Raw genomic sequence first — 19,356 nt, 5'->3', positions numbered from 1 at the left:
GTTCGGGATGACCCAAAACGCGGGTCCTGGATGACACAAAGAGCGGGTCTGCAGTGACAAAAAAGTCGATTGATCCGGGTCTTTTCTCATTTCGCTCGGTCGGAGTCCGTGCCGGCTTGGTCAAGGGGTCTGAGCGCTTCGCATTGACAGCCATTGCGATTGGCCTAGACGCAATCGCACACCCAAAGAGCCGCTGTCGGGGCGTACCGGAAATTTGCGCAAAGCGATTTCCAGCGCCTCGATGGCTGGGTATTGCGCGCAGGCCTGCACGATGCGCGTCATCAAGCGCTCTTGGGTGGCGTAATGCCCATCGGCGGCCAAGTGCTCGATCTGCAGCACCAAAGGGTCGTAGTCAAAAACATGGGCCATGCCGTCTTGCGCGATCAGCACCAGTTCGGGGCTGATCCAAAGGGTCAAGTCCAGCGCATGGTGCTCGGGCACGGTTTCGCCGGGGCCGTAGGTGCCGATGCGGGTGAGCAATTTGAAGTCACGCAGCTCAATGCAGCCGGTCGTGGGCGGGTCGGTTTTGGGCGGCGTCATGGCGCGTTCAGGGCAGCAGGTCGATCAAGATTTCATTGCGCCGGTTCCACGGCAGGGTGAAGGGGTCGTCGTAGCGGGCGATTTGGGCGCTGGGGCTGAGCTTCAACTGTCGCGCCTGGGCCCAAGCGCGCAGGCGCGCGGTTTGCTCTTGCAAGCTCGCTTGTGTGGTGAGGCCACTGAAGCGCACCGCCACCGTCTCGTGCTCGGGCACCAGGCGCAGTTGCACTTGTGGGTTGAGTGGCTTGGGCAAGGTCTGCATGGTCTCGGCCGAGGGCATCACAAAATGCACGCGCCAGCCTTGGTCCTCGGGCACAACGGTGACAGGCGCGGTCATCGAAATCTTGCGCTGCGCCCCCAAGTCGGCTTGCAGGTTGTCACCAAAGATGTACGACGCAATGCGCCTGAAACCACTGCGACTGGCTGCGTCAAAATCGCCGTTGATTTGGGTTTGTGCCACCGTGAACGCAGCGTAGCGGCGAAGCTCAAAAGGCGGCTCCGAGACGAGCACGGTGTAACGGGGTTCTTCAACAGCCATGGCAGCTCCGCTAAAAAGAAACAAGAGTGAGAAGATCCAGCGCATCGGTGTCTTTCGTTGGGTTGTGGGGTATTACAGCAAATTCAGTCGCAAGCCACGGTCTGCTGGCGCACACCCTTTCAATCGGCAGGGTGGGTTGGCGGGCTTGATGGGGGCGAGGCTCAAGCCAAGCAGCGCTAACAATGCATCATAATTTAATAATAAAATATTCTTTATAAGCATGGGGCCCTTTTTCTGGGCGTTTGATTGATTCAAGGAGTGCAAGATGATTTGTCTTCGTATCGCCGTGTGCTTGTGTGTGATGGGCTTGTTGAGCGCGTGTGAAACCACTGGGCCGCAAGTCAATGACGCGGCACCTGCGGGCACCTTGGCTTGCCGCGTGGGGCCTGAATCGGCGACGCGGTCGGTGCCGGTTGAAGTGTGGCGCGGCCTAGAGCCTGCATTGAACAACTACAGCACCCAAAAGGTTTGTCAACGGCTTGAAGAAGTCAGCCACCGGTTGCAAGATCAAGGCGTGGCGATGCGTTTTGAGGTGATGGGGACGGTGAAGGTGCACCCTACATTGGGCCGAGCCAACAACGCGGCCATGCAGACCGCCGTCTCGGCGACCCCCGGTCATTTGACCCTGGTGGTGGTGGGTGCGATCACACAGTGTGGTGGCGCCTCGGGCTACATCTTGGGCTGCACCCCCAGAATAGGCGCACCCTTGGTCTACTTGAAGCCGCACAGCACCTTCAGTGACCTGGCACCCGAGTGGGTGATTTGGGCGCACGAGATGGGGCACACGGTGGGCTTGGGCCACCCCGACTCTGCAGTTTCACCGACCACGTTTGCGCAGCGGATCATGACTTACATGCCCATGCCGCAGTCCACCAGCTTGGTGCCCCCAGAGCCTGCCTACTTTCCTGGCTTGGGCCTTATGGCAGACGGGGGTGGTGCTGCAGCGGGCGCAGCAGTGGGGCGCAACCCTCAGGCCGACGCGCCTGCGCCGCTCAGGCCTGTGACGGTGCAGGAGTTGATCCCCTTTGTCTTGCGTGCGGGTCAGCACGGCCTGCCACTGGCCCCGCTGGAGCATCTGAACGATGCGGCCTTGCTGACATTGCGTGTGTTGCTCGAGCCAGCAGCCAGCACCGACAGCGCTTTGCTGGCCCGCATGAGTGAGGCGGTCAGGATCAATGCCTTGGTGCCATTGGCCGAATTGGGGCGCGATGATGCACAGGCTTTTGTGCGTGACTATTTGATGCGACAAACCGGCAGCGCCCACCAAAACGTGCGTCGCTACGGCCTGTGGGCCTTGGGGCGTGGCCAGTTGCGCCACCCAACAGAGGCCACACGTTTGTTTTTGCAACAAGCCAGCGAAGCGGGCTTTTGGTGTGCTGACCCAAATAAAGACAGCGCCAACTGCACCGCACTGGCCAATGCAGCCCAAGAGGCCAGGCGAGAGTTCGCCGACCCCAAGCAACAACCCACCAAACGCTAGCCTTTATGGTCACGGGTTCAGTTCCGGGGTGAGCAAGATAAAACCACAAATGAGAAAAAACGGCCAGGCCTCGGTTGTTGCAAACTTTTCTGGGCCTCATCAGCAGAGGCTCGTCACCGAGATGAAAGCCGACAAGTTGCTGGGCGTGTGGGGTGAAAAGCAGACTTTTGGCTAGACAGGGGCGGGCGCGCCAAGGCTTGGGTGGCGAGTGGCGATGGAGCCACATGAGCCCGCGTTGCGCTGCATCAACTTCTGACCATGCGCATCACTTCGGCTGCATTGAGGGTGGCGGCACGGGTTTGGATCTCGCCCATGTGCTGTTGTTGCAGGTTTTTGCCGCTGCCCAAAAGGTCTTGGTAGGTTTGGCGCAGCAGGTCGGTGGACATGACGCGGCCACCGGCGTAATAGCGTTTGGCCAAATGGCCGAGCGCGTAGGTGCTGGCAAAGGAAAACGCCATGCCAGTGGCTTGGCCGGTCAGGCCGCCCAATAATTTTCCACCCGCCTTGCCGATCAAGCCACCCAACAATTTGCGGCCAAACTGTTCGATGTATTGCGAGGTCAGGCCCACGCCAGCGGCGGCAATGAACTCTTTGATGTGGCCTTGGTCCAGCGAGACGCCATGGGCTTGGCCTACGCGGTAGACCATTTTGATTTGCAGCGGAATGATGGCCATGGAGGCCCACGATTGCGGGAGCAACTCCAGCGCGCCGTTCAAGATGGCGTAGTTGAGCACCGAACGGTCAATGGCGGCGTTGTCCGTGGCATGGTCCAAAGCGGGGGATGTGCGCGCGGTGGGCTCGGTGCGGGCAGTCGGCACGTTGGGCACGTCGTGCACGGCAGCGCTTGCTGTCTCCACGGGCAGTGGCGCAGCCGCTTGTTCTGCATAAGCGGCGTGCGCCAAGGCGTGGGTGTGTGCGGTGGCCTCGGGCTCGGCGCTGCCCAGTTGCAGGTCGATTTTGAGGGCTTGCAAAAACGCGGTTTCTGCGGGGCTGCACAGGCCGTCGGCGTGGCACACAGCGGTGGCCCACTCATAGGCCAGTTGGCGGTGCATCGGGTCTGGCAGTTGCGCTGCGGCTTGTTGCACCGACAAACGCCCCAGCAGTGCCGCCTGCACGGCTTGGGCCAATTGCTTGCCACCGCCTTGTTCGTCGAGTTGCAAGGACAGGTCGCGCACAAAGTTCCGCTCGGCTTGAGACTTTTCACCATCGGCCATGGCGGCGTGAACCATGATGGCCAAAAGCGCTTGTTGTGTGGGGGTGTTGGTCATGTGCGTCTGAAGGGGTGGAATAAAAAAGTTGATTCAAGCACATGTGGGCCAAAAGGGGACCGGCAGTTGAGGGGCAATGACCTGTCGCTGGTGGGGATTGGGGCACCCCGGGCGAAGACCTAAGCGCCCCGTTTGCGAGCGACAGCGATTGCCTGGGTACCCGAACGCTTTCAGTCCAGTGGCCTGAAGCCTAAAACGATGACCGGCGGCACGCGGCCGTCGGTGTCGCGGGGAAAGATTTCGGTTTTGTCGATGGCTCTGAGCACCGCGTCGTCCCAGGCTTTGATGCCGCTCGATTGCACGATGCGGCGGCTGATGATGGTGCCGTCGGGTGCAACGCGCACTTCGACTTCGGCGCGGGCGTTGCCCACCACATCACCCGGGTAGGTGATGTTGGGCCTGATGCGCCCGACCAGCCTGCCCGCGTAACTGGCCGATGGGCCCGATGACTGGAGTGCTGTGCCGGTGGCGTTGGGCCCACCCGAAGCGCCCAGCATGCCTTGTATGCGTTGCAGGTTTTCTTGGTGTCGGGCTTGCTCATTGGCCAAGTCTTCCTTGGCTTTTTCGGCTGCTTTTTTCTGGTCTGCTTCTTTTTTCGCTTGCGCCCGTTTCGCTTCAGCGGCTTTGTCTTTTTCGGCCTTTTCCTTGGCTGCTTTGTCTTTCTCGGCTTTGTCTTTTGCAGCTTTTTCTTCGGCCTCTTTTTTCTTCTTTTCAAGGGCCTTGCGCTGGAGCTCGGCCGCTTCTTTCATTTTCTGGTCTTCCAGTTTTTTCTTTTCAAGCGCTATTTGGGCGTCGCGCAAACGCATGTCGGGCTCGGCGGCAGGTGCAGGCTTGGGTTGGCGAACAGGCTCGGGCTCGGCTTTGGGCTCGGCTTTGTCAATGGGCGGCGGCGGTGTCGGTTCTTGCAACTTGGGTGCCGCCGCACGCGGCACAGCCGACCACAATTCGGCTTGTGCCAGCATGGTTTGGGGTTGGGTTTTCCAGGCCGTGGCCAAACCCAATGCCACGAACAGCGCGGCGTGTGCCATGCCGGCCACCAGCCAGGCGCGCCCCATGCCGGGCGGGGCGGGCGGGGCAAACTCTAGGTGTGGTGCGGGTTGGGCTTTCACGGCTGGGCTTTTCAGGGGGCCAGCTGGACCGACAGGCCTACACGGGCAATGCCTGCGCGCTGCAAGCTGTCCATGACCTTGACCACGGTTTCGTACTTGACCGTGCGGTCGGCACTGATGACCACGGCGGTGTTGGCATCCTCGCCGACTTGGCGTTTCACCTGGGTGGCCACGTTTTGCAAGCTGGTGGTGTCGGTTTTGCCGTCAATCAAAAGCGACAGGCTTTCGTCTTTTTGGATCACGATTTGGATGACTTTGTCGGGTTGCTTGGCCGCTTTGCCCACGCTGGGCAGGTCGATCATGCTGGGCGTGATCATGGGGGCGGTGACCATGAAGATGATCAGCAGCACCAACATCACGTCGATGAAGGGCACCATGTTGATTTCAGAGATGGTGCGGCGACCGCGGCCGCGTGAGGTGGAGGGCATGGCCTGATCCGTTCTCAGTGGCCAGAGCCAGAGGTGTGGACATTGGCGTTGGCCGAGCCCAGGCTGCGTTGCAAGATGTTGGAGAACTCTTCGATGAAGGTTTCCAGTTTGATGGCGATGCGGTCCACGTCGTGTGAGAAATGGTTGTAAGCCAGCACTGCCGGAATGGCGGCAAACAGGCCGATGGCTGTGGCCACCAGGGCTTCGGCGATGCCGGGTGCCACCACTGCGAGCGTGACTTGCTGCAAGCTGGCCAAGCCGGTGAAGGCATGCATGATGCCCCACACGGTGCCAAACAAACCCACATAGGGCGCGATGGAGCCGACCGAGGCCAAGAAGGCCAGTTGCGATTCGGCCACGTCCATCTCGCGTTGAAAGCTCGCGCGCATGGCGCGGCGTGCGCCGTCCAGCAGGGTGGCGGCGTCGTTGATGCGGCGTTCGCGCAGTTTTTGGTACTCGCGCATGCCGCTGGCAAAAATGCGCTCCATCGGGCCAGACATTCGGGCGTTTTGGCTGGCGGCTGTGAACAATTCGTTCAAGCTGGTGCCGGACCAAAAAACGCGTTCAAACTCGTCGTTGAGAGATTTGATGCGCTTGATGGCGGTGATTTTGCGGACGATGGCGGCCCAACTGGCCACCGAAATGCTCAGCAGCAGCAGCACCACCAGTTGCACAACCAAGCTGGCTTGGAGCATCAGCGAGACGATGGACATGTCTTGGTTCATTTCAGGGCTTCCAGAACGGGGGCCGGGATGCGGCCAGGTTTCAATGTGGTGCTGTCGACCCAGCCTAAGCGTATGCTGCCCTCGGCCAGCAAGCGGTCAGCCAAGTGGCCAGTGCGCAGGTAGGCGTGCTGAACAATCGTGAGGCTGGCTTTGCCCGCATTTTGCAGCATGGCGGTGACCAGCAAAGAATCATCCAAGCGGGCGGGGGAGTGGTATTTCACCGTGGTTTCAGACACCACAAACATGCCGCCCGATGTGTCGCGCAGCTGTTGCTGGCCAAAACCCAGGGCGCGCAGCCATTCGGTGCGGGTGCGCTCAAAAAACTTGAGGTAGTTGGCATAAAACACGATGCCGCCCGCGTCGGTGTCTTCCCAATAAACGCGTATGGGGTGCCGAAAAACGCTGGAGCTCAGGCCGGGATCAGCGCTGGGCTTGGCGCTGGCGCTGGCGTTGGGGCTGTTCATGGCTGCAACCAAGCTTTCAAGCGGGCAATGGCGGTGTGCAGTTCGGCCATCGAGTTGGCGGTGGAAAAGCGCACGAAGTGGGCGGTTTGGTCGCTGCCAAAGTCGCGCCCGGGGGTGATGGCCACATGGGCGTGTTCCAGCGCCGCCAGGGCAAAGTCCCAGCTGTCTTGCAGGCCCAGTTGCTGGCAAGCGGCGCGGCAGTCGGCCCAGGCGTAAAACGCGCCATCAGGGGCTACGGGCACGCTCAATCCCAAGTCGTTCAGGGCCGGGATAAAGTAATCACGCCGGGCTTTGAACTCGGTGCGGCGGCGTTCGTATTCGGCCAGGCTGTCGGGTTCAAAGCAGGCCAAGGCCGCATGTTGCGACACGCTGCTGGCGCAAATGAACAGGTTTTGTGCCAAGCGCTCCAGCACGGGTGTGAGCTGCTCGGGCACCACCAGCCAGCCTAAGCGCCAGCCAGTCATGTTGAAGTATTTGCTGAAGCTGTTGATGCTGATGACATCGTCGCCCAAAGCCAAGGCGCTTTGGCTAAACGCGGCGTCGTGGCTCAGGCCGAGGTAAATCTCGTCGATCAGGGTGATGCCACCACGGCTGCGCACCACTTGCACGATGCGCGCCAATTCGGCCGGATCGATCGAGGTGCCGGTGGGGTTAGAGGGCGAGGCCAGCAACACGCCCCGGGTTTGTGGCCCCCAAGCGGCGGCCACTTTGGCGGCGCTCAGCTGAAAGCGCTCTGCAGCCGTGGTGGGCAGCAACACGGCTGTGCCATCGGCCGCACTCACAAAGTGGCGGTTGCAGGGGTAGCTGGGGTCGGGCATGAGGATTTCATCGCCCTTGTCGATCAAGGCCAAACACGCCAACTGCAAAGCCGCCGAAGCCCCGGCCGTGACCACGATGCGGCTGGCAGGCACTTGCACGTCAAAGCGCTGCGCGTACCAGCCGCTGATGGCTTGGCGCAGGGCGTCCAAGCCCAAAGCGGGGGTGTACTGGGTTTGGCCGGATGCGATGGCCGCTTGTGCGGCTTGCTGCACCCGGGGTGGGGCGGTGAAGTCGGGCTCGCCAATGTTCAAAAACACCACGGGCCGGTCGGTGTGCGCGACCTCACGGGCTTTTTGTGCGGCCGCTTTGGCCACTTCCATCACCCAAAAGGGCTCGATCCGCTCGGCACGCTCAGAGATGCGCATGGTGTCTGGTGTAAGAGGTGTTATTTGGCACGGCCAGACTGGCGGTCGGCCTGCACTTCGGCACTGCGCAGTTCCGGAGCCAGTCCGTTCAGCACGGCGTTGACGTATTTGTGGCCATCGGTGCCGCCAAAGTCTTTGGCCAGCTCGATGCATTCGTTGAGTACCACGCGCCAAGGCACGTCGGGGCAGTGTTGCATCTCGTACACGCCGATCCACATGATGGCGTGTTCGATGGGCGAGATCTCGGCAAACTGGCGGTCCAATTTGGGTCCGATCAGCGCGTCGAGCTCCGCGGCATGTTCGATGCAGCCGTAGAGTAAGGCGTCGTAATGGGCCGAGTCGGCTTTGTGAAAGCCCGACAAGTCGCGGGTGAACAGGTCGATGTCTGCCGCTTCGTTGCGGCCCACAAGGTGTTGGTAAAGCGCTTGCAGCGCAAACTCGCGCGAGCGGCTGCGGGCAGGTTTGGCCGAGGATTTGCGGGTGCCGGGGATGGCTGCTGTCGTTGCTGAAATGGCAGCGCTGGGCGTGTCGGTCCCTGTGTCGACGGCGGGTGTGTGGGATGCGTCGCTCATCTGGCGTTGTCTTCTTGGTCTTCTTCGTCGAACCCGTCGGCCAAATCGGACATGTCGGCGTCCATGTCAGCGGCCAGGTCGTCCATGATGCAGGCCATCTCGACCGCCACGCGGGCCGCGTCGCGGCCTTTGTCGGTTTGCCGGGCGATGGCTTGGGCCAGGTTTTCAGTGGTCAAGATCGCGTTGGCAATCGGCAGGTTGTAGTCGAGCGAGACGCGGCTGACACCGGCAGCGGATTCGTTGGCCACCAACTCAAAGTGGTAGGTCTCGCCGCGGATGATGCAGCCCAAGGCGATGAGCGCGTCGTATTCGGCGCGCTCGGCCATGGCCTGAAGGGCCACCGGCACTTCGAGAGCGCCGGGCACCATGACGTGGTCGATGCTGGTCACGCCCAAGGCTTCAAGCTCGGCAATGCAGGCTGTGGCCAGTGCGTTGGTGATGTCTTGGTTGAAGCGGGCTTGCACGATGCCGATGTGCAGAAATTGGCCGTCGAGTTCTTCGACCTGGCCTTGGTTTGCGCCTTGCATGCTTATTCCTTGGTGATGTAAGCGGTGATTTCGAGGCCGTAGCCGGTCATGCTGGGCATGCGGCGCGGCTTGCCCATGAGGCGCATTTTGTGCACGCCGCATTCGCGCAGAATTTGCGCTCCGACGCCGTAGGTGCGCAGGTCCATCTTGCCGCGTTCGGGCGCTTGGGCCGAGCGGGCGCGGCCTTCAAACTGGGCCAGCAATTGCTCGGCCGATTCGCCGCAGTTGAGCAGCACCGCCACGCCGCTGCCTTGGGCGTGGATGTACTGCAAGCTGGCGTCCAGGCTCCAGGAGTGCATGGCGCGGTTGACTTCGAGGGCGTCGAGCACCGACAGCGGTTCGTGCACGCGCACCGCCACTTCGAATTCGGCCGTCCATGCACCTTTGACCAAGGCCAGGTGCAGCGCTTGGTTGGTTTGGTCACGAAAAGCGTGGGCGGTGAATTCGCCGTGCGCGGTTTGCAAGAGGCGGCTGCCGATGCGTTCCACCAGTGATTCGTGGCGGCTGCGGTGCTCGATCAAGTCGGCAATCGTGCCGATTTTCAAGCCGTGCTCGGCAGCAAAAAGTTGCAAATCGGGCAGACGGGCCATGGTGCCGTCGTCTTTCATGATCTCGCAGATCACGGATGACGGCGAGCATCCAGCCATGGCGGCCAAGTCGCAGCCGGCTTCGGTGTGGCCAGCGCGCATGAGCACGCCGCCGTCCACCGCTTGCAGCGGGAAGATGTGGCCCGGCTGCACCAAGTCGGTGGGCTGGCTGGCTTTGGCCACGGCCACTTGCACCGTGCGGGCGCGGTCAGCGGCCGAGATGCCGGTGGTGACACCTTCGGCGGCTTCGATCGAGACGGTGAAAGCCGTGCTGTAAAACGTGCCGTTGCGGGTGGCCATGGGGGGGAGCTTGAGAAATTCGCAGCGCTCGCGGGTCAGCGTCAGGCAAATCAGGCCCCGGCCAAAGCGGGCCATGAAGTTGATGGCCTCGGGCGTGACGTGGTCAGAAGCGAGCACCAAATCGCCTTCGTTTTCGCGGTCTTCTTCGTCGACCAAGATCACCATGCGACCGGCTTTGATCTCGGCCACGATGTCTTCAACGGGCGAGATGGCCACGGGTGTCAAAAGCGCGGGGGCGTTCATGGTGGGGTCCAGTTCAGTGGGGTTTGGGCAGCAAGTCGGCGCTGAGCATGCGCTCAACATACCGGGCCACGGTGTCGATTTCGAGGTTGACCCGGCTGCCTGCTGACAGGCTGCCGAGGGCGGTGTTGTCCACCGTGTGGGGGATCAGGTTGATGCTGATCTCGCAGCCATCGGCCAGATCGGCCACACGGTTGACCGTGAGGCTGACGCCGTTGACCGTGATCGAGCCTTTGTAGGCCAGGTATTTGGCCAGAGTGGGGGGGGCCAAAACGCGCAGTTCCCAGCTTTCGCCGATTTGCGCAAAGTGGCTGATCTGCCCTACGCCGTCCACATGGCCCGACACGATGTGCCCGCCCAGGCGGTCGTTGGCGCGCAGGGCTTTTTCCAAATTCACCCGGCCTTCTTGGTCCAAACCGCTGGTTTTGTCCAGCGATTCGGCCGAGATGTCGATGGTGAACTGGCGGCTCTCGGGGCTGAAGGTGGTGACGGTCATGCAAGCGCCGTTCAAGGCGATGCTGTCGCCCAGGCCCACATCGTCAAGGTACCCGGCGGGGGCCTCGATGGTGAGGCGCTTGCCGTGGTGTAAAGAGCGACCCAGGTCGTGAATGGCGACGATTCGCCCCACGCCGGTGATGATTCCGGTGAACATAGCCGTGTATTTTCGCAGGTTAAGAAGATGAATTGACGAGGCCAATGACAAAAAAGCAGAACGCCATTATCCGGTGGCAGAACGCCAAAGCTCAGGGTAAACCAAGGCATGGAGCGGGCGGGTGTGTGCCTAAAATGGTGCATTGCAGCAGATTTTGCATGGGCAGTCACCAAACAGGAGTTTTCTTTGCCGGTCAAGACCACAGCCAAGGCCTCGGCCAAAACCCCAGGCAAAACCAAAGCCGCCACACCCGGCACTATTGCCAAACCCTCCGCCCAGGCGCTTGCCCCATCCGAAAAGCTTGACCCCAGTGCGGCCCCTTTGTCGGCGGCCCTCAGAACCATTAAAAAATACCCCAACCGGCGCTTGTACGACACCGCCACTTCGGCCTATGTGACCTTGTCTGAGATCAAAAAACTGGTCATGCAGGCTGCGCCGATGGTGGTGGTGGACGCCAAAACGGGCGCAGACCTGACGCGGTCGATTTTGCTGCAAATCATTTTGGAAGAAGAATCAGCAGGCGCGCCCATGTTCAGCGAGGCGGTGTTGTACAACATCATCCGTTTTTATGGCCACACCATGCAGGGGCACATGGGTTCTTATTTAGAGAGTCATGTGCAGTCCTTCATGGATTGGCAAAGCAAGCTGGGCGAATCCAGCCCCAACTTGAGCCCCGAGGTTTGGGCGCAATTCATGCAGTGGCAAGCGCCCCTGATGCACAACATGTTTTCAGGCTTGGCTGACCCCTCGCAGAACGTCATGGCACAAATGCAAGAACAGATGCAAAAACAGATTCAAAAGAACACCGAACAGTTCTTGGGGGTGCTGGGCTTGAAGTCTTGATTTGTCCAGCAAGCACCTTTGTCATGCGGTGGTCGTTTTTCCGGGGACAATGCAGGGATGAGTGAAACCATTGCCAAAGCAAACCTTGCCGCCCCCAAAGTGGGTTTTGTCAGCCTGGGTTGCCCCAAGGCGCTGACCGATTCCGAGCTGATCCTGACGCAACTGAGCGCCGAGGGTTACCAAACCTCCAAAACCTTTGCAGGCGCTGACTTGGTCATTGTCAACACCTGTGGCTTCATCGACGAGGCCATCCAGGAAAGTCTGGACACCATCGCCGAGGCTTTGAACAAAAACGGCAAAGTGATCGTGACCGGTTGCCTGGGGGCCAAAACAGGCGAGGCTGGCGGCAACATGGTGCGCGAGTTGCACCCCAGCGTGCTGGCCGTGACCGGACCGCATGCCACCCAAGAGGTGATGGACGCGGTGCACACGCACTTGCCCAAACCGCATGACCCGTTTTTGGACCTGGTGCCCGGGGGCTTTGGTGAGGCCGGCCTCAAGCTCACACCGCGCCATTACGCGTACTTGAAAATCAGCGAAGGCTGCAACCACCGCTGCACCTTTTGCATCATCCCGTCCATGCGCGGCGACTTGGTCTCGCGCCCGATTGGCGATGTGCTCAAAGAAGCCCAGGCACTGTTTGCCGGTGGCGTGAAAGAGTTGCTGGTGATCAGCCAAGACACTTCGGCTTATGGCGTGGATGTGAAATACCGCACGGGTTTTTGGGACGGTAAACCGGTCAAAACCCGCATGCTGGAGTTGGTGCAGGCCTTGGGCGAGATGGCCCGCGCCCACGACGCCTGGTTGCGTTTGCACTACGTCTACCCCTACCCGAGCGTGGACGACATCATTCCCTTGATGGCGCAGGGTTGGGTGTTGCCTTACCTAGATGTGCCGTTTCAGCACAGCCACCCCGATGTGCTCAAGCGCATGAAGCGCCCCGCCAGTGGCGAGAAGAACCTCGAGCGCATCCAGCGCTGGCGCGAGCTGTGCCCGGAGTTGGTGATCCGCAGCACCTTCATCGCGGGTTTCCCAGGCGAGACCGAAGAAGAGTTTGAACACCTGCTGGGGTTTTTGCGTGAAGCGCAAATTGACCGGGCAGGTTGCTTTGCTTACAGCCCGGTGCAAGGGGCCACGGCCAATGATTTGCCCGGCATGCTGCCCCAGGCCTTGCGCGAAGAGCGCCGCGCCCGTTTCATGGCGGTGGCCGAAGCGGTGTCGATTGCCCGATTGCAGCAACGCGTGGGCTCGAGCATGCAGGTCTTGGTGGACAGTGCTCCGGCCATGGGTCGGCGCGGTGGTGTGGGCCGCAGCTTCGGCGATGCCCCCGAGATCGATGGCGTGGTGCGCTTGTTGCCACCCGAAAAACTGAGCAAGACCCTCAAGGTGGGCGAGTTCACCCGCGCCCGCATCGTGCGCGTGGAAGGCCATGATTTGGTGGGGGTGCCAGTTTGATGCTTTGCGGTACTTGGCTGAGCGTTTCTACCTTGAAGGGTTCAGGTTTGAGCCTTTTGCCGCGATCACCGACGTGGCTGGCAAAACCGCGACGGCTTGCGTTTTCAAACCCCTTGGCATCGCCTTGCAAAACCAAGGCTTGGGCTTTGAACAACAAAAAAGCCGTTGATCAAAAATCAACGGCTTACAGTGTTTTTGTCTCATCGTGCTCGACAAGTTTGGTGCCCAGAAGAGGACTCGAACCTCCACGATGTTACTCGCTAGTACCTGAAACTAGTGCGTCTACCAATTCCGCCATCTGGGCGCCTCAGGAATCCAAGGATTGTATATCAAAAAAGTAGCGCCACCCAGCGGCTTGCTGGAAGAAATCGAAGGCAGTGTCCAAGGTCACCGCGATGGTCATGGCTTCTTGATCCGCGACAGCGGCGAGTCGGATATCTACCTCTCGCCCAATGAAATGCGGGCCGTGTTGCACAAGGACCGCGTCAAGGTGCGCATTGTTCGGCAAGACCGCAAAGGCAGGCCGGAGGGCCGCATTGTGGAGATCGTGGAGCGCCCCGAGCAGCCCCTGATTGGCCGCCTGCTGCACGAAGGCGGTTTGTGGTTGGTCGCGCCCGAGGACAAGCGTTATGGCCAAGACGTGATGATCCCCAAAGGCGCCACGGGCACCGCCAAGGCGGGGCAGGTGGTGGTGGTCGAGTTGACCGAGCCGCCGGCCTTGTTTGGTCAACCTGTGGGCCGCGTGAAAGAGGTGCTGGGCGAGATCGACGACCCGGGCATGGAGATCGAAATCGCGGTGCGCAAATACAGCGTGCCGCACCTGTTTTCGCCCGGCTGCTTGGAACAAGCCAAGGGCCTGCCCGACAAGGTGCTGGCCAAGGACCGCAAGGACCGGGTGGATTTGCGCGACGTGGCCTTGGTCACCATCGACGGTGAAGACGCGCGCGACTTTGACGATGCGGTGTATTGCGAACCGGCCAAAGTGGGCCGTGGCAAAGGCTGGCGTTTGTTGGTGGCCATTGCCGACGTGAGCCACTATGTGCAGACCGGCAGCGCCATTGACGTGGACGCCTACGACCGCGCCACCAGCGTGTATTTTCCGCGCCGCGTGATCCCCATGTTGCCCGAGAAGTTGTCCAACGGCCTGTGTTCGCTCAACCCCGATGTGGACCGTTTGTGCATGGTGTGTGACATGTTGGTCAATGCCAAGGGCGATGTTCAGGCCTACCAGTTTTACCCGGCGGTGATGCACAGCCATGCGCGTTTCACCTACACCGAGGTGGCCGCGATTTTGGCCAACACGCGTGGCCCTGAGGCGGTCAAGCGCAAGGCGCGTGTCAACGACCTGATGAACTTGCAGGACGTGTACAAAGCCCTGCTGGCCTCGCGTGCGGTGCGGGGTGCGGTGGATTTTGAGACCACCGAAACGCAAATTGTGTGTGATGAAAGCGGGCGCATCGAAAAGATCGTGCCGCGTGTGCGCAACGAGGCGCACCGCTTGATCGAAGAGGCCATGCTGGCGGCCAATGTGTGCAGCGCCGACTTCATCCAGCAGGGCAAACACCCGGGTTTGTTCCGTGTGCACGAAGGTCCGACGGCCGAGAAAAAAGACATCTTGCGCAATTACCTCAAGGCCTTGGGTCTGGGGATGAGCATCAGCGACGAGCCGCACACCAGCGAGTTTCAAAAAATCGCGCAAGCCACCAAGGACCGCCCGGACGCCCAGCAAATCCACACCATGCTGCTGCGCTCCATGCAACAAGCCATTTACACCCCGGTCAACAGCGGTCACTTTGGCTTGGCCTATGAGGCCTATACCCATTTCACCAGCCCGATTCGGCGTTACCCGGATTTGTTGGTGCACAGGGTCATCAAAGCCATTTTGCTGAACCGCAAATACACGCTGCCCACCTTGCCTGTGCCCGGCGAGGCGCATGCCAAGCTGAGCAAGCGCCTGGAAAAAGGGCGTGCGGCTCAGGGCGATGCGCCCGAGTCGTCTGCGCCCCGCGTGCGCATGTCGGCTGCCGACCAGCGCGCCTGGGAGGCCGCAGGCCTGCATTGCAGCGCCAACGAGCGCCGCGCCGACGAGGCCAGTCGCGATGTGGAGGCTTGGCTCAAATGCAAATACATGCGCGAGCATTTGGGGGAAGAGTTTGGCGGCGTGGTGTCCGCGGCGACCAGCTTTGGCATCTTCGTCACCTTGGACAACTTGTATGTGGAGGGTCTGGTGCACATCACCGAGTTGGGTGGCGAGTACTACCGCTTTGACGAACTGCGCCAAGAGCTGCGCGGTGAGCGCACCGGCATCCGTTACGCCATTGGCAGCCGGGTGCAGGTGCAGGTCAGTCGGGTCGATTTGGATGGCCGCAAGATCGATTTCAGACTGGTGAATGCGGGCGACGATTTGGTGCCCCGAGCCCTGCGCGACAAGGGCGTGTCTGTGCCCGCGGACGCAGGGCGCAGCAAAAGACCCGCTTCGGGCGAGCCCAGGCCAAGCGATGCTGAGCGCAAGCGCTCACCTGTTCAGGCGCTCAAGGCCTCGGTGAAAAAGCTGGCCGCCAAGAAAAAAGGCACGCTCAACATCAAGCCACGGCGTTGACAGGAACTAAGCCAACCGAGCGGCCAAACGACTGGCCGTGAGGGCTTGGCCTTCGGGCCAGTCGTTGGCCAACTGAGCATGCTGGGCGGCGGCCGAGCAAGCGGCTTCAAAAGCACCCAGGCCTTGTGCCAAGCGTGCGCCGATCAGACCGGCCAACACATCGCCTGTGCCGCCCATGGCCAAGCGCCCATTGCCTGTGGTGTTGATGCGTGGCGTCTCGCCGGGTGCGGCAATGACCGTGCCCGAGCCTTTGAGGAGCACGCAGCACTGGAAACGTTCGGCCAAGCTTTGCGCAGCCGTCAGCCGATCGTGTTGCACCTCTGAGGTGCTGCAGTGCAGCAGCCGCGCGGCTTCAAGTGGGTGCGGGGTCAAGACGGTGGTTTGCAAGGGCGCGCGTTGGCGCAACAGGGTTTGCAGTTGCGGGTCTTGCGCCAGGGCATTGAGGCCATCGGCATCCAGCACCAATTGCGCGCTGTGCAGCAATACCTTGGGCAAGACCGCTTGCACGGCCTGGCCCCCGCCGCAACCGCAGACCACGCTCAGCTGGTGCAATGCCAGTTGGTTGTGATCGCGTTGCATCAAGTCAGGCGGTGCGCTGCTGTGGGCGCGGCCGCTGGAGAGCAAACTCAACATCACGCGACCCGCCCCCGCGTTCAGTGCGGCCTTGGCCGCCAAGATCGCCGCGCCGCCCATGCCCATGCCCCCGTCGTCCATTTCTCCACCGATCACGGCCACATCGCCATGGCTGCCTTTGTGGCTGGCGTGCGGTTTGCTTGGTGGGCTGTGTGCGCGGTTGAGCCAAGCCAGGGGTGACACGCCATGCTGGTCGGGCCGGTAACCCAAGTCGTCAAGCCAGATTTGGCCACTGGCATCGCGCCCATGGCCCATCAAAAGACCCGCTTGAACAGCGATGAGGCTCAAGGTGTGGTCAACCCGCACGGCCGTCTCTTGGCCACGCTGCTTGCCCAGCCATTGACCCGAGCGTGGGTTCAAACCGGTGGGCACGTCAATGGCCAGCACTGGGGCTGCGCAGCCTTGCAGGGCCTGCACCCAAGCCCACATGTCTGGACTCAATGCCCGACTGGCACCTATGCCCAGCAGCGCATCGATGCACAAATCCTGCGCACCCATTTGCGCGAGCCACTTGTCGGGCACCTGGTTTTCAATGCGAACACCCGCCAGCCGGGCCCGTTGCAGGGCTGCTTGTGCGTCTTGGGGGCTTTGTTCTGGCGAAGCCATCAGGCTGACCAGCACCGGTTTGCCCCATTGGTGCAGGTAGAGTGCGGCCTGCAGACCATCGCCGCCGTTGTTGCCTGGGCCAGCGGCAATCCACAGGCGCTGCGCATGTGGGGCCAATGCCAAAGCCAAGCGGGCGCAGGCCAAACCGGCGCTTTGCATCAGCGGGATCGCGCTTTGGGCTTGAAGTGCGGGCTCCAATTGCCGCACTTGCTGCGGGCTTAAAACGGGCCAGGTCGATGTGCGGTTCAGGCTTTGCATGGCCTCAGTCAGGCCGCAGCAGGGGTTCAAGCAGCACAGCGAGTTGCAAAATGGTGTCGTCGTGGAGGGCGGCGTGCCAAGCCATCAAGCCGACCGGCAACTCGCCGGGTGCGTGGCAGGGCAGGGTGATGGCGCAGCCATCCAATGTGTTGACCACGCTGGTGTTGCGCAGCAGCAAGCCGTTGACCCGAAAGAATTCGGCATCGCGCTCGGAGCCTGGGGCCACGTCACGAATGAGTGGCGCTGTGATGGGCGTGGTGGGCGAGAGAACAGCGTCATAGCCCACCAGCGCGGTGTCGACTCGGCGAATCCAATGCGCACGCGCCTGTACCAAATCCATGTATTCGTGCGCCATCATGGTTGCGCCACGCATCACACGTTGGGCCACACGTGGGTCGTAGCGTGCGCCATCGCGGCTGATCAGTTGTCGGTGCCACGCGTAGCCCTCCGCAGGGCTAAAGCCGCCGGTGCTCATCATGGCGGTCAATTCGTTCAACTCAGGCAAGCGGATGTCCTCGATGCGCGCACCAGCGGCCCGTAGCCTGTGCAGACTGCGTTCAAAGGCTTGGGTCACGCTGGGGTCCATGCGGTCTTGCATCAGGCTTTGAACCACGGCCATGCGGTAGCCGTTCAGCGGGCGGTGGGCGCGCGCAACGCGCCTGGCGCTCAACACTTCATGGGCCAAGATGGTGTCGCGCACCGTGCGTGTCATGGCACAGACAGTGTCCAAAGTGGTGGACAAGGGGACCGCCCCCAGGGTCGGCACCCAGCGGGCGGTGCTTTTAAAGCCCACGATGCCGTTCAGGGCAGCAGGCACCCGAATCGAGCCCCCTGTGTCCGAACCCAGGCCCACAAAGGCAGCGCCTGTGGCCACAGACACGGCCGCCCCCGAACTGGAGCCACCGGGAACATGCGCTTGTCCGGCAGTGCCAACGGCTCGGTCGCATGTCGCGTCCCAAGCGGCAGGCGTGCCGTGATGAGGGTTGGTGCCCACGCCTGAAAAAGCAAACTCCACCATGTTGGTGCGCCCGATGAAGCCAGCGCCCGCTGCCCGCAGGCGCGCCACCGCTACCGCGTCGGCCAGGGCGGGGGCTTGGTCTGAAAAAACCACCGATCCGGCTTGGGTCACCTGGCCTTGCACATCAAACAGGTCTTTGATGGACACCGCCAATCCCGCCAGTGGTTTGGCGTGCACATGGGCTTGGCTCGCGGTGTGCAGCAGGGCCTCGGGTGTCAGCACCAAAAAGGCATGCTTGCAAGCCGCGCTGCGCGCCAAGTCCAAGCAAGCCTGTGCCTGTGCTTGGGGGTGGGTGGTGCCAAGAGCGATGGCTTGCCGTGTGGCGATCAGGTCGGGTTTCATGGCTTGGAAGGCTCTTTCGGGCAAGTCGGGGTGCTATAATCCTAAGGCTTTGCTGAGTGCGGGCACTGTCTTTTGAGTGTCATGCCGAACATGCACTTGAACAGTGATCCAAGTCATGCCAAGCGCATCCGCGAATCCGTCCCGTCAAGGTGTTGAGCGCTGTCTTTTGAGAACGTGCTCAATGAGTGGACTGGATTTTAGACCCAACCTTTGGAGTATTTTTATGTCCGTTACCATGCGCGAAATGCTGGAAGCCGGTGTCCACTTTGGTCACCAAACCCGCTTCTGGAACCCCAAGATGGCCCCCTTCATTTTCGGCCACCGCAACAAAATCCACATCATCAACCTGGAAAAATCGCTGCCGATGTTTCAGGACGCGATCAAATTTGCCAAGCAGTTGTCGGCCAACCGCGGCAACATTTTGATGGTCGGCACGAAACGCCAAGCGCGTGACTTGGTGGCGGCCGAAGCCCAACGTGCTGGCGTGCCTTATGTTGACCAGCGCTGGTTGGGCGGCATGTTGACCAACTTCAAAACGGTCAAGACCTCGATCAAGCGCCTCAAAGACATGAAGGCTCAGCAAGAGCTGGGCATGGACAGCCTGAGCAAAAAAGAGCAGCTGATGTTCAAACGCGAGATGGAAAAACTCGAAAAAGACATCGGCGGCATCCAGGACATGGCCGCTTTGCCCGATGCGATTTTTGTGATCGATGTCGGTTACCACAAAATTGCCATCTCGGAAGCCAAGAAACTGGGCATCCCATTGATCGGCGTGGTGGACTCGAACCACTCACCCGAAGGCATTGACTACATCATCCCCGGCAACGACGACTCGGCCAAGGCCGTGGCTTTGTATGCCCGTGGCATCGCCGACGCCATCATCGAAGGCCGTGCCAATGCGGTCAACGATGTGATCAAGGCCGTGACCGAAGGTGCTGACGAATTCATCGAAGAAGCCAACGCTTCTGCCTGAGTCCCTGAAACTCGATGA

General features: G+C 61.1%; 19 protein-coding genes and 1 tRNA gene. 5 read left to right on the top strand and 15 right to left on the bottom strand.

The genetic code is table 11. The annotated features are described in order from the left end of the window. Window positions 1-120 precede the first annotated feature (120 nt). Together ACIQ39_RS00550 and ACIQ39_RS00545 are read right to left on the bottom strand one after the other, a co-directional pair. Window positions 121-540 carry a dihydroneopterin aldolase gene (locus tag ACIQ39_RS00550; protein WP_396432656.1) on the bottom strand — a complete coding sequence of 140 codons (420 nt, stop codon included), beginning with the start codon at window positions 538-540 and terminating at the stop codon, window positions 121-123. Between the two features lie 7 nt (window positions 541-547). After that, complete coding sequence (locus ACIQ39_RS00545) at window positions 548-1,075, bottom strand: SOUL family heme-binding protein (RefSeq protein ID WP_396432655.1); 528 nt, start codon at window positions 1,073-1,075, stop codon at window positions 548-550. Between the two features lie 265 nt (window positions 1,076-1,340). Here ACIQ39_RS00545 and ACIQ39_RS00540 point away from each other — a divergent pair, with 265 nt between their 5' ends. Continuing rightward, window positions 1,341-2,555: a hypothetical protein gene (locus ACIQ39_RS00540; protein ID WP_396432654.1), complete on the top strand. Its 1,215-nt coding sequence runs from the start codon at window positions 1,341-1,343 to the stop codon at window positions 2,553-2,555. 245 nt (window positions 2,556-2,800) lie between these two features. On the opposite strand, the gene ACIQ39_RS00535 is transcribed toward ACIQ39_RS00540, so the two are convergent. The 10 genes from ACIQ39_RS00535 to ACIQ39_RS00490 form a co-directional block, all read right to left on the bottom strand. Continuing rightward, window positions 2,801-3,823, bottom strand: coding sequence for a DUF533 domain-containing protein (locus tag ACIQ39_RS00535; RefSeq protein ID WP_396432653.1), 1,023 nt, complete (start codon window positions 3,821-3,823; stop codon window positions 2,801-2,803). A 170-nt stretch (window positions 3,824-3,993) separates the two neighbouring features. Further along, entirely contained in the window at window positions 3,994-4,932 is a 939-nt protein-coding gene (gene tolA / locus ACIQ39_RS00530) for a cell envelope integrity protein TolA (protein ID WP_396432652.1), read from the bottom strand. 11 nt (window positions 4,933-4,943) lie between these two features. After that, complete coding sequence (gene tolR, locus ACIQ39_RS00525; protein ID WP_396432651.1) at window positions 4,944-5,360, bottom strand: protein TolR; 417 nt, start codon at window positions 5,358-5,360, stop codon at window positions 4,944-4,946. Window positions 5,361-5,374: 14 nt separating this feature from the next. Then, window positions 5,375-6,085 (bottom strand): protein TolQ, encoded by a 711-nt coding sequence (tolQ, locus tag ACIQ39_RS00520; RefSeq protein ID WP_396432650.1) that lies wholly within the window; start codon window positions 6,083-6,085, stop codon window positions 5,375-5,377. After that, on the bottom strand, window positions 6,082-6,549 hold the full coding sequence (locus ACIQ39_RS00515) for a YbgC/FadM family acyl-CoA thioesterase (protein ID WP_396432649.1): 468 nt from the start codon (window positions 6,547-6,549) through the stop codon (window positions 6,082-6,084). The genes tolQ and ACIQ39_RS00515 overlap by 4 nt, the downstream gene beginning before the upstream one ends. After that, window positions 6,546-7,733 (bottom strand): pyridoxal phosphate-dependent aminotransferase, encoded by a 1,188-nt coding sequence (locus tag ACIQ39_RS00510; RefSeq protein WP_396432648.1) that lies wholly within the window; start codon window positions 7,731-7,733, stop codon window positions 6,546-6,548. Before ACIQ39_RS00510 ends, ACIQ39_RS00515 begins: the two co-directional genes overlap by 4 nt. A 20-nt stretch (window positions 7,734-7,753) precedes the next feature. After that, complete coding sequence (gene nusB / locus ACIQ39_RS00505; protein ID WP_396432647.1) at window positions 7,754-8,305, bottom strand: transcription antitermination factor NusB; 552 nt, start codon at window positions 8,303-8,305, stop codon at window positions 7,754-7,756. Further along, the gene (ribH, locus tag ACIQ39_RS00500) at window positions 8,302-8,832 is read right to left on the bottom strand and encodes a 6,7-dimethyl-8-ribityllumazine synthase (RefSeq protein WP_396432646.1); all 531 of its coding nucleotides are present in this window, start codon (window positions 8,830-8,832) and stop codon (window positions 8,302-8,304) included. Before ribH ends, nusB begins: the two co-directional genes overlap by 4 nt. 2 nt (window positions 8,833-8,834) lie before the next feature. Then, window positions 8,835-9,962, bottom strand: coding sequence for a bifunctional 3,4-dihydroxy-2-butanone-4-phosphate synthase/GTP cyclohydrolase II (gene ribBA, locus ACIQ39_RS00495; RefSeq protein ID WP_396432645.1), 1,128 nt, complete (start codon window positions 9,960-9,962; stop codon window positions 8,835-8,837). Between the two features lie 13 nt (window positions 9,963-9,975). Further along, window positions 9,976-10,611: a riboflavin synthase gene (locus ACIQ39_RS00490; RefSeq protein ID WP_396432644.1), complete on the bottom strand. Its 636-nt coding sequence runs from the start codon at window positions 10,609-10,611 to the stop codon at window positions 9,976-9,978. 258 nt (window positions 10,612-10,869) lie between these two features. Between ACIQ39_RS00490 and phaR the strand changes: the two genes are divergently transcribed. Further along, window positions 10,870-11,454 (top strand): polyhydroxyalkanoate synthesis repressor PhaR, encoded by a 585-nt coding sequence (gene phaR / locus ACIQ39_RS00485; protein WP_396432692.1) that lies wholly within the window; start codon window positions 10,870-10,872, stop codon window positions 11,452-11,454. 57 nt (window positions 11,455-11,511) lie between these two features. After that, entirely contained in the window at window positions 11,512-12,909 is a 1,398-nt protein-coding gene (rimO, locus tag ACIQ39_RS00480; RefSeq protein WP_396432643.1) for a 30S ribosomal protein S12 methylthiotransferase RimO, read from the top strand. A 219-nt stretch (window positions 12,910-13,128) separates the two neighbouring features. On the opposite strand, the gene ACIQ39_RS00475 is transcribed toward rimO, so the two are convergent. After that, window positions 13,129-13,213: transfer RNA gene (locus tag ACIQ39_RS00475), tRNA-Leu, on the bottom strand. A gap of 18 nt (window positions 13,214-13,231) precedes the next feature. On the opposite strand from ACIQ39_RS00475, the gene rnr reads away from it, so the two are divergent. Continuing rightward, a complete protein-coding gene (rnr, locus tag ACIQ39_RS00470) occupies window positions 13,232-15,508 on the top strand; it encodes a ribonuclease R (RefSeq protein ID WP_396432642.1) in 2,277 nt (758 codons plus the stop codon). Window positions 15,509-15,514: 6 nt separating this feature from the next. Here rnr and ACIQ39_RS00465 read toward each other — a convergent pair whose 3' ends face one another. Continuing rightward, window positions 15,515-17,005: an NAD(P)H-hydrate dehydratase gene (locus tag ACIQ39_RS00465; RefSeq protein ID WP_396432641.1), complete on the bottom strand. Its 1,491-nt coding sequence runs from the start codon at window positions 17,003-17,005 to the stop codon at window positions 15,515-15,517. 4 nt (window positions 17,006-17,009) lie between these two features. Then, window positions 17,010-18,365 (bottom strand): amidase, encoded by a 1,356-nt coding sequence (locus ACIQ39_RS00460; protein ID WP_396432640.1) that lies wholly within the window; start codon window positions 18,363-18,365, stop codon window positions 17,010-17,012. A 223-nt stretch (window positions 18,366-18,588) separates the two neighbouring features. Here ACIQ39_RS00460 and rpsB point away from each other — a divergent pair, with 223 nt between their 5' ends. After that, window positions 18,589-19,338 carry a 30S ribosomal protein S2 gene (rpsB, locus tag ACIQ39_RS00455; RefSeq protein ID WP_396432639.1) on the top strand — a complete coding sequence of 250 codons (750 nt, stop codon included), beginning with the start codon at window positions 18,589-18,591 and terminating at the stop codon, window positions 19,336-19,338. Window positions 19,339-19,356 lie beyond the last annotated feature (18 nt).

This window comes from Limnohabitans sp., from assembly GCF_044361645.1.
Taxonomy (GTDB): domain Bacteria; phylum Pseudomonadota; class Gammaproteobacteria; order Burkholderiales; family Burkholderiaceae_C; genus Limnohabitans_A.
This window is presented reverse-complemented; position numbering and strand designations above follow the sequence as displayed.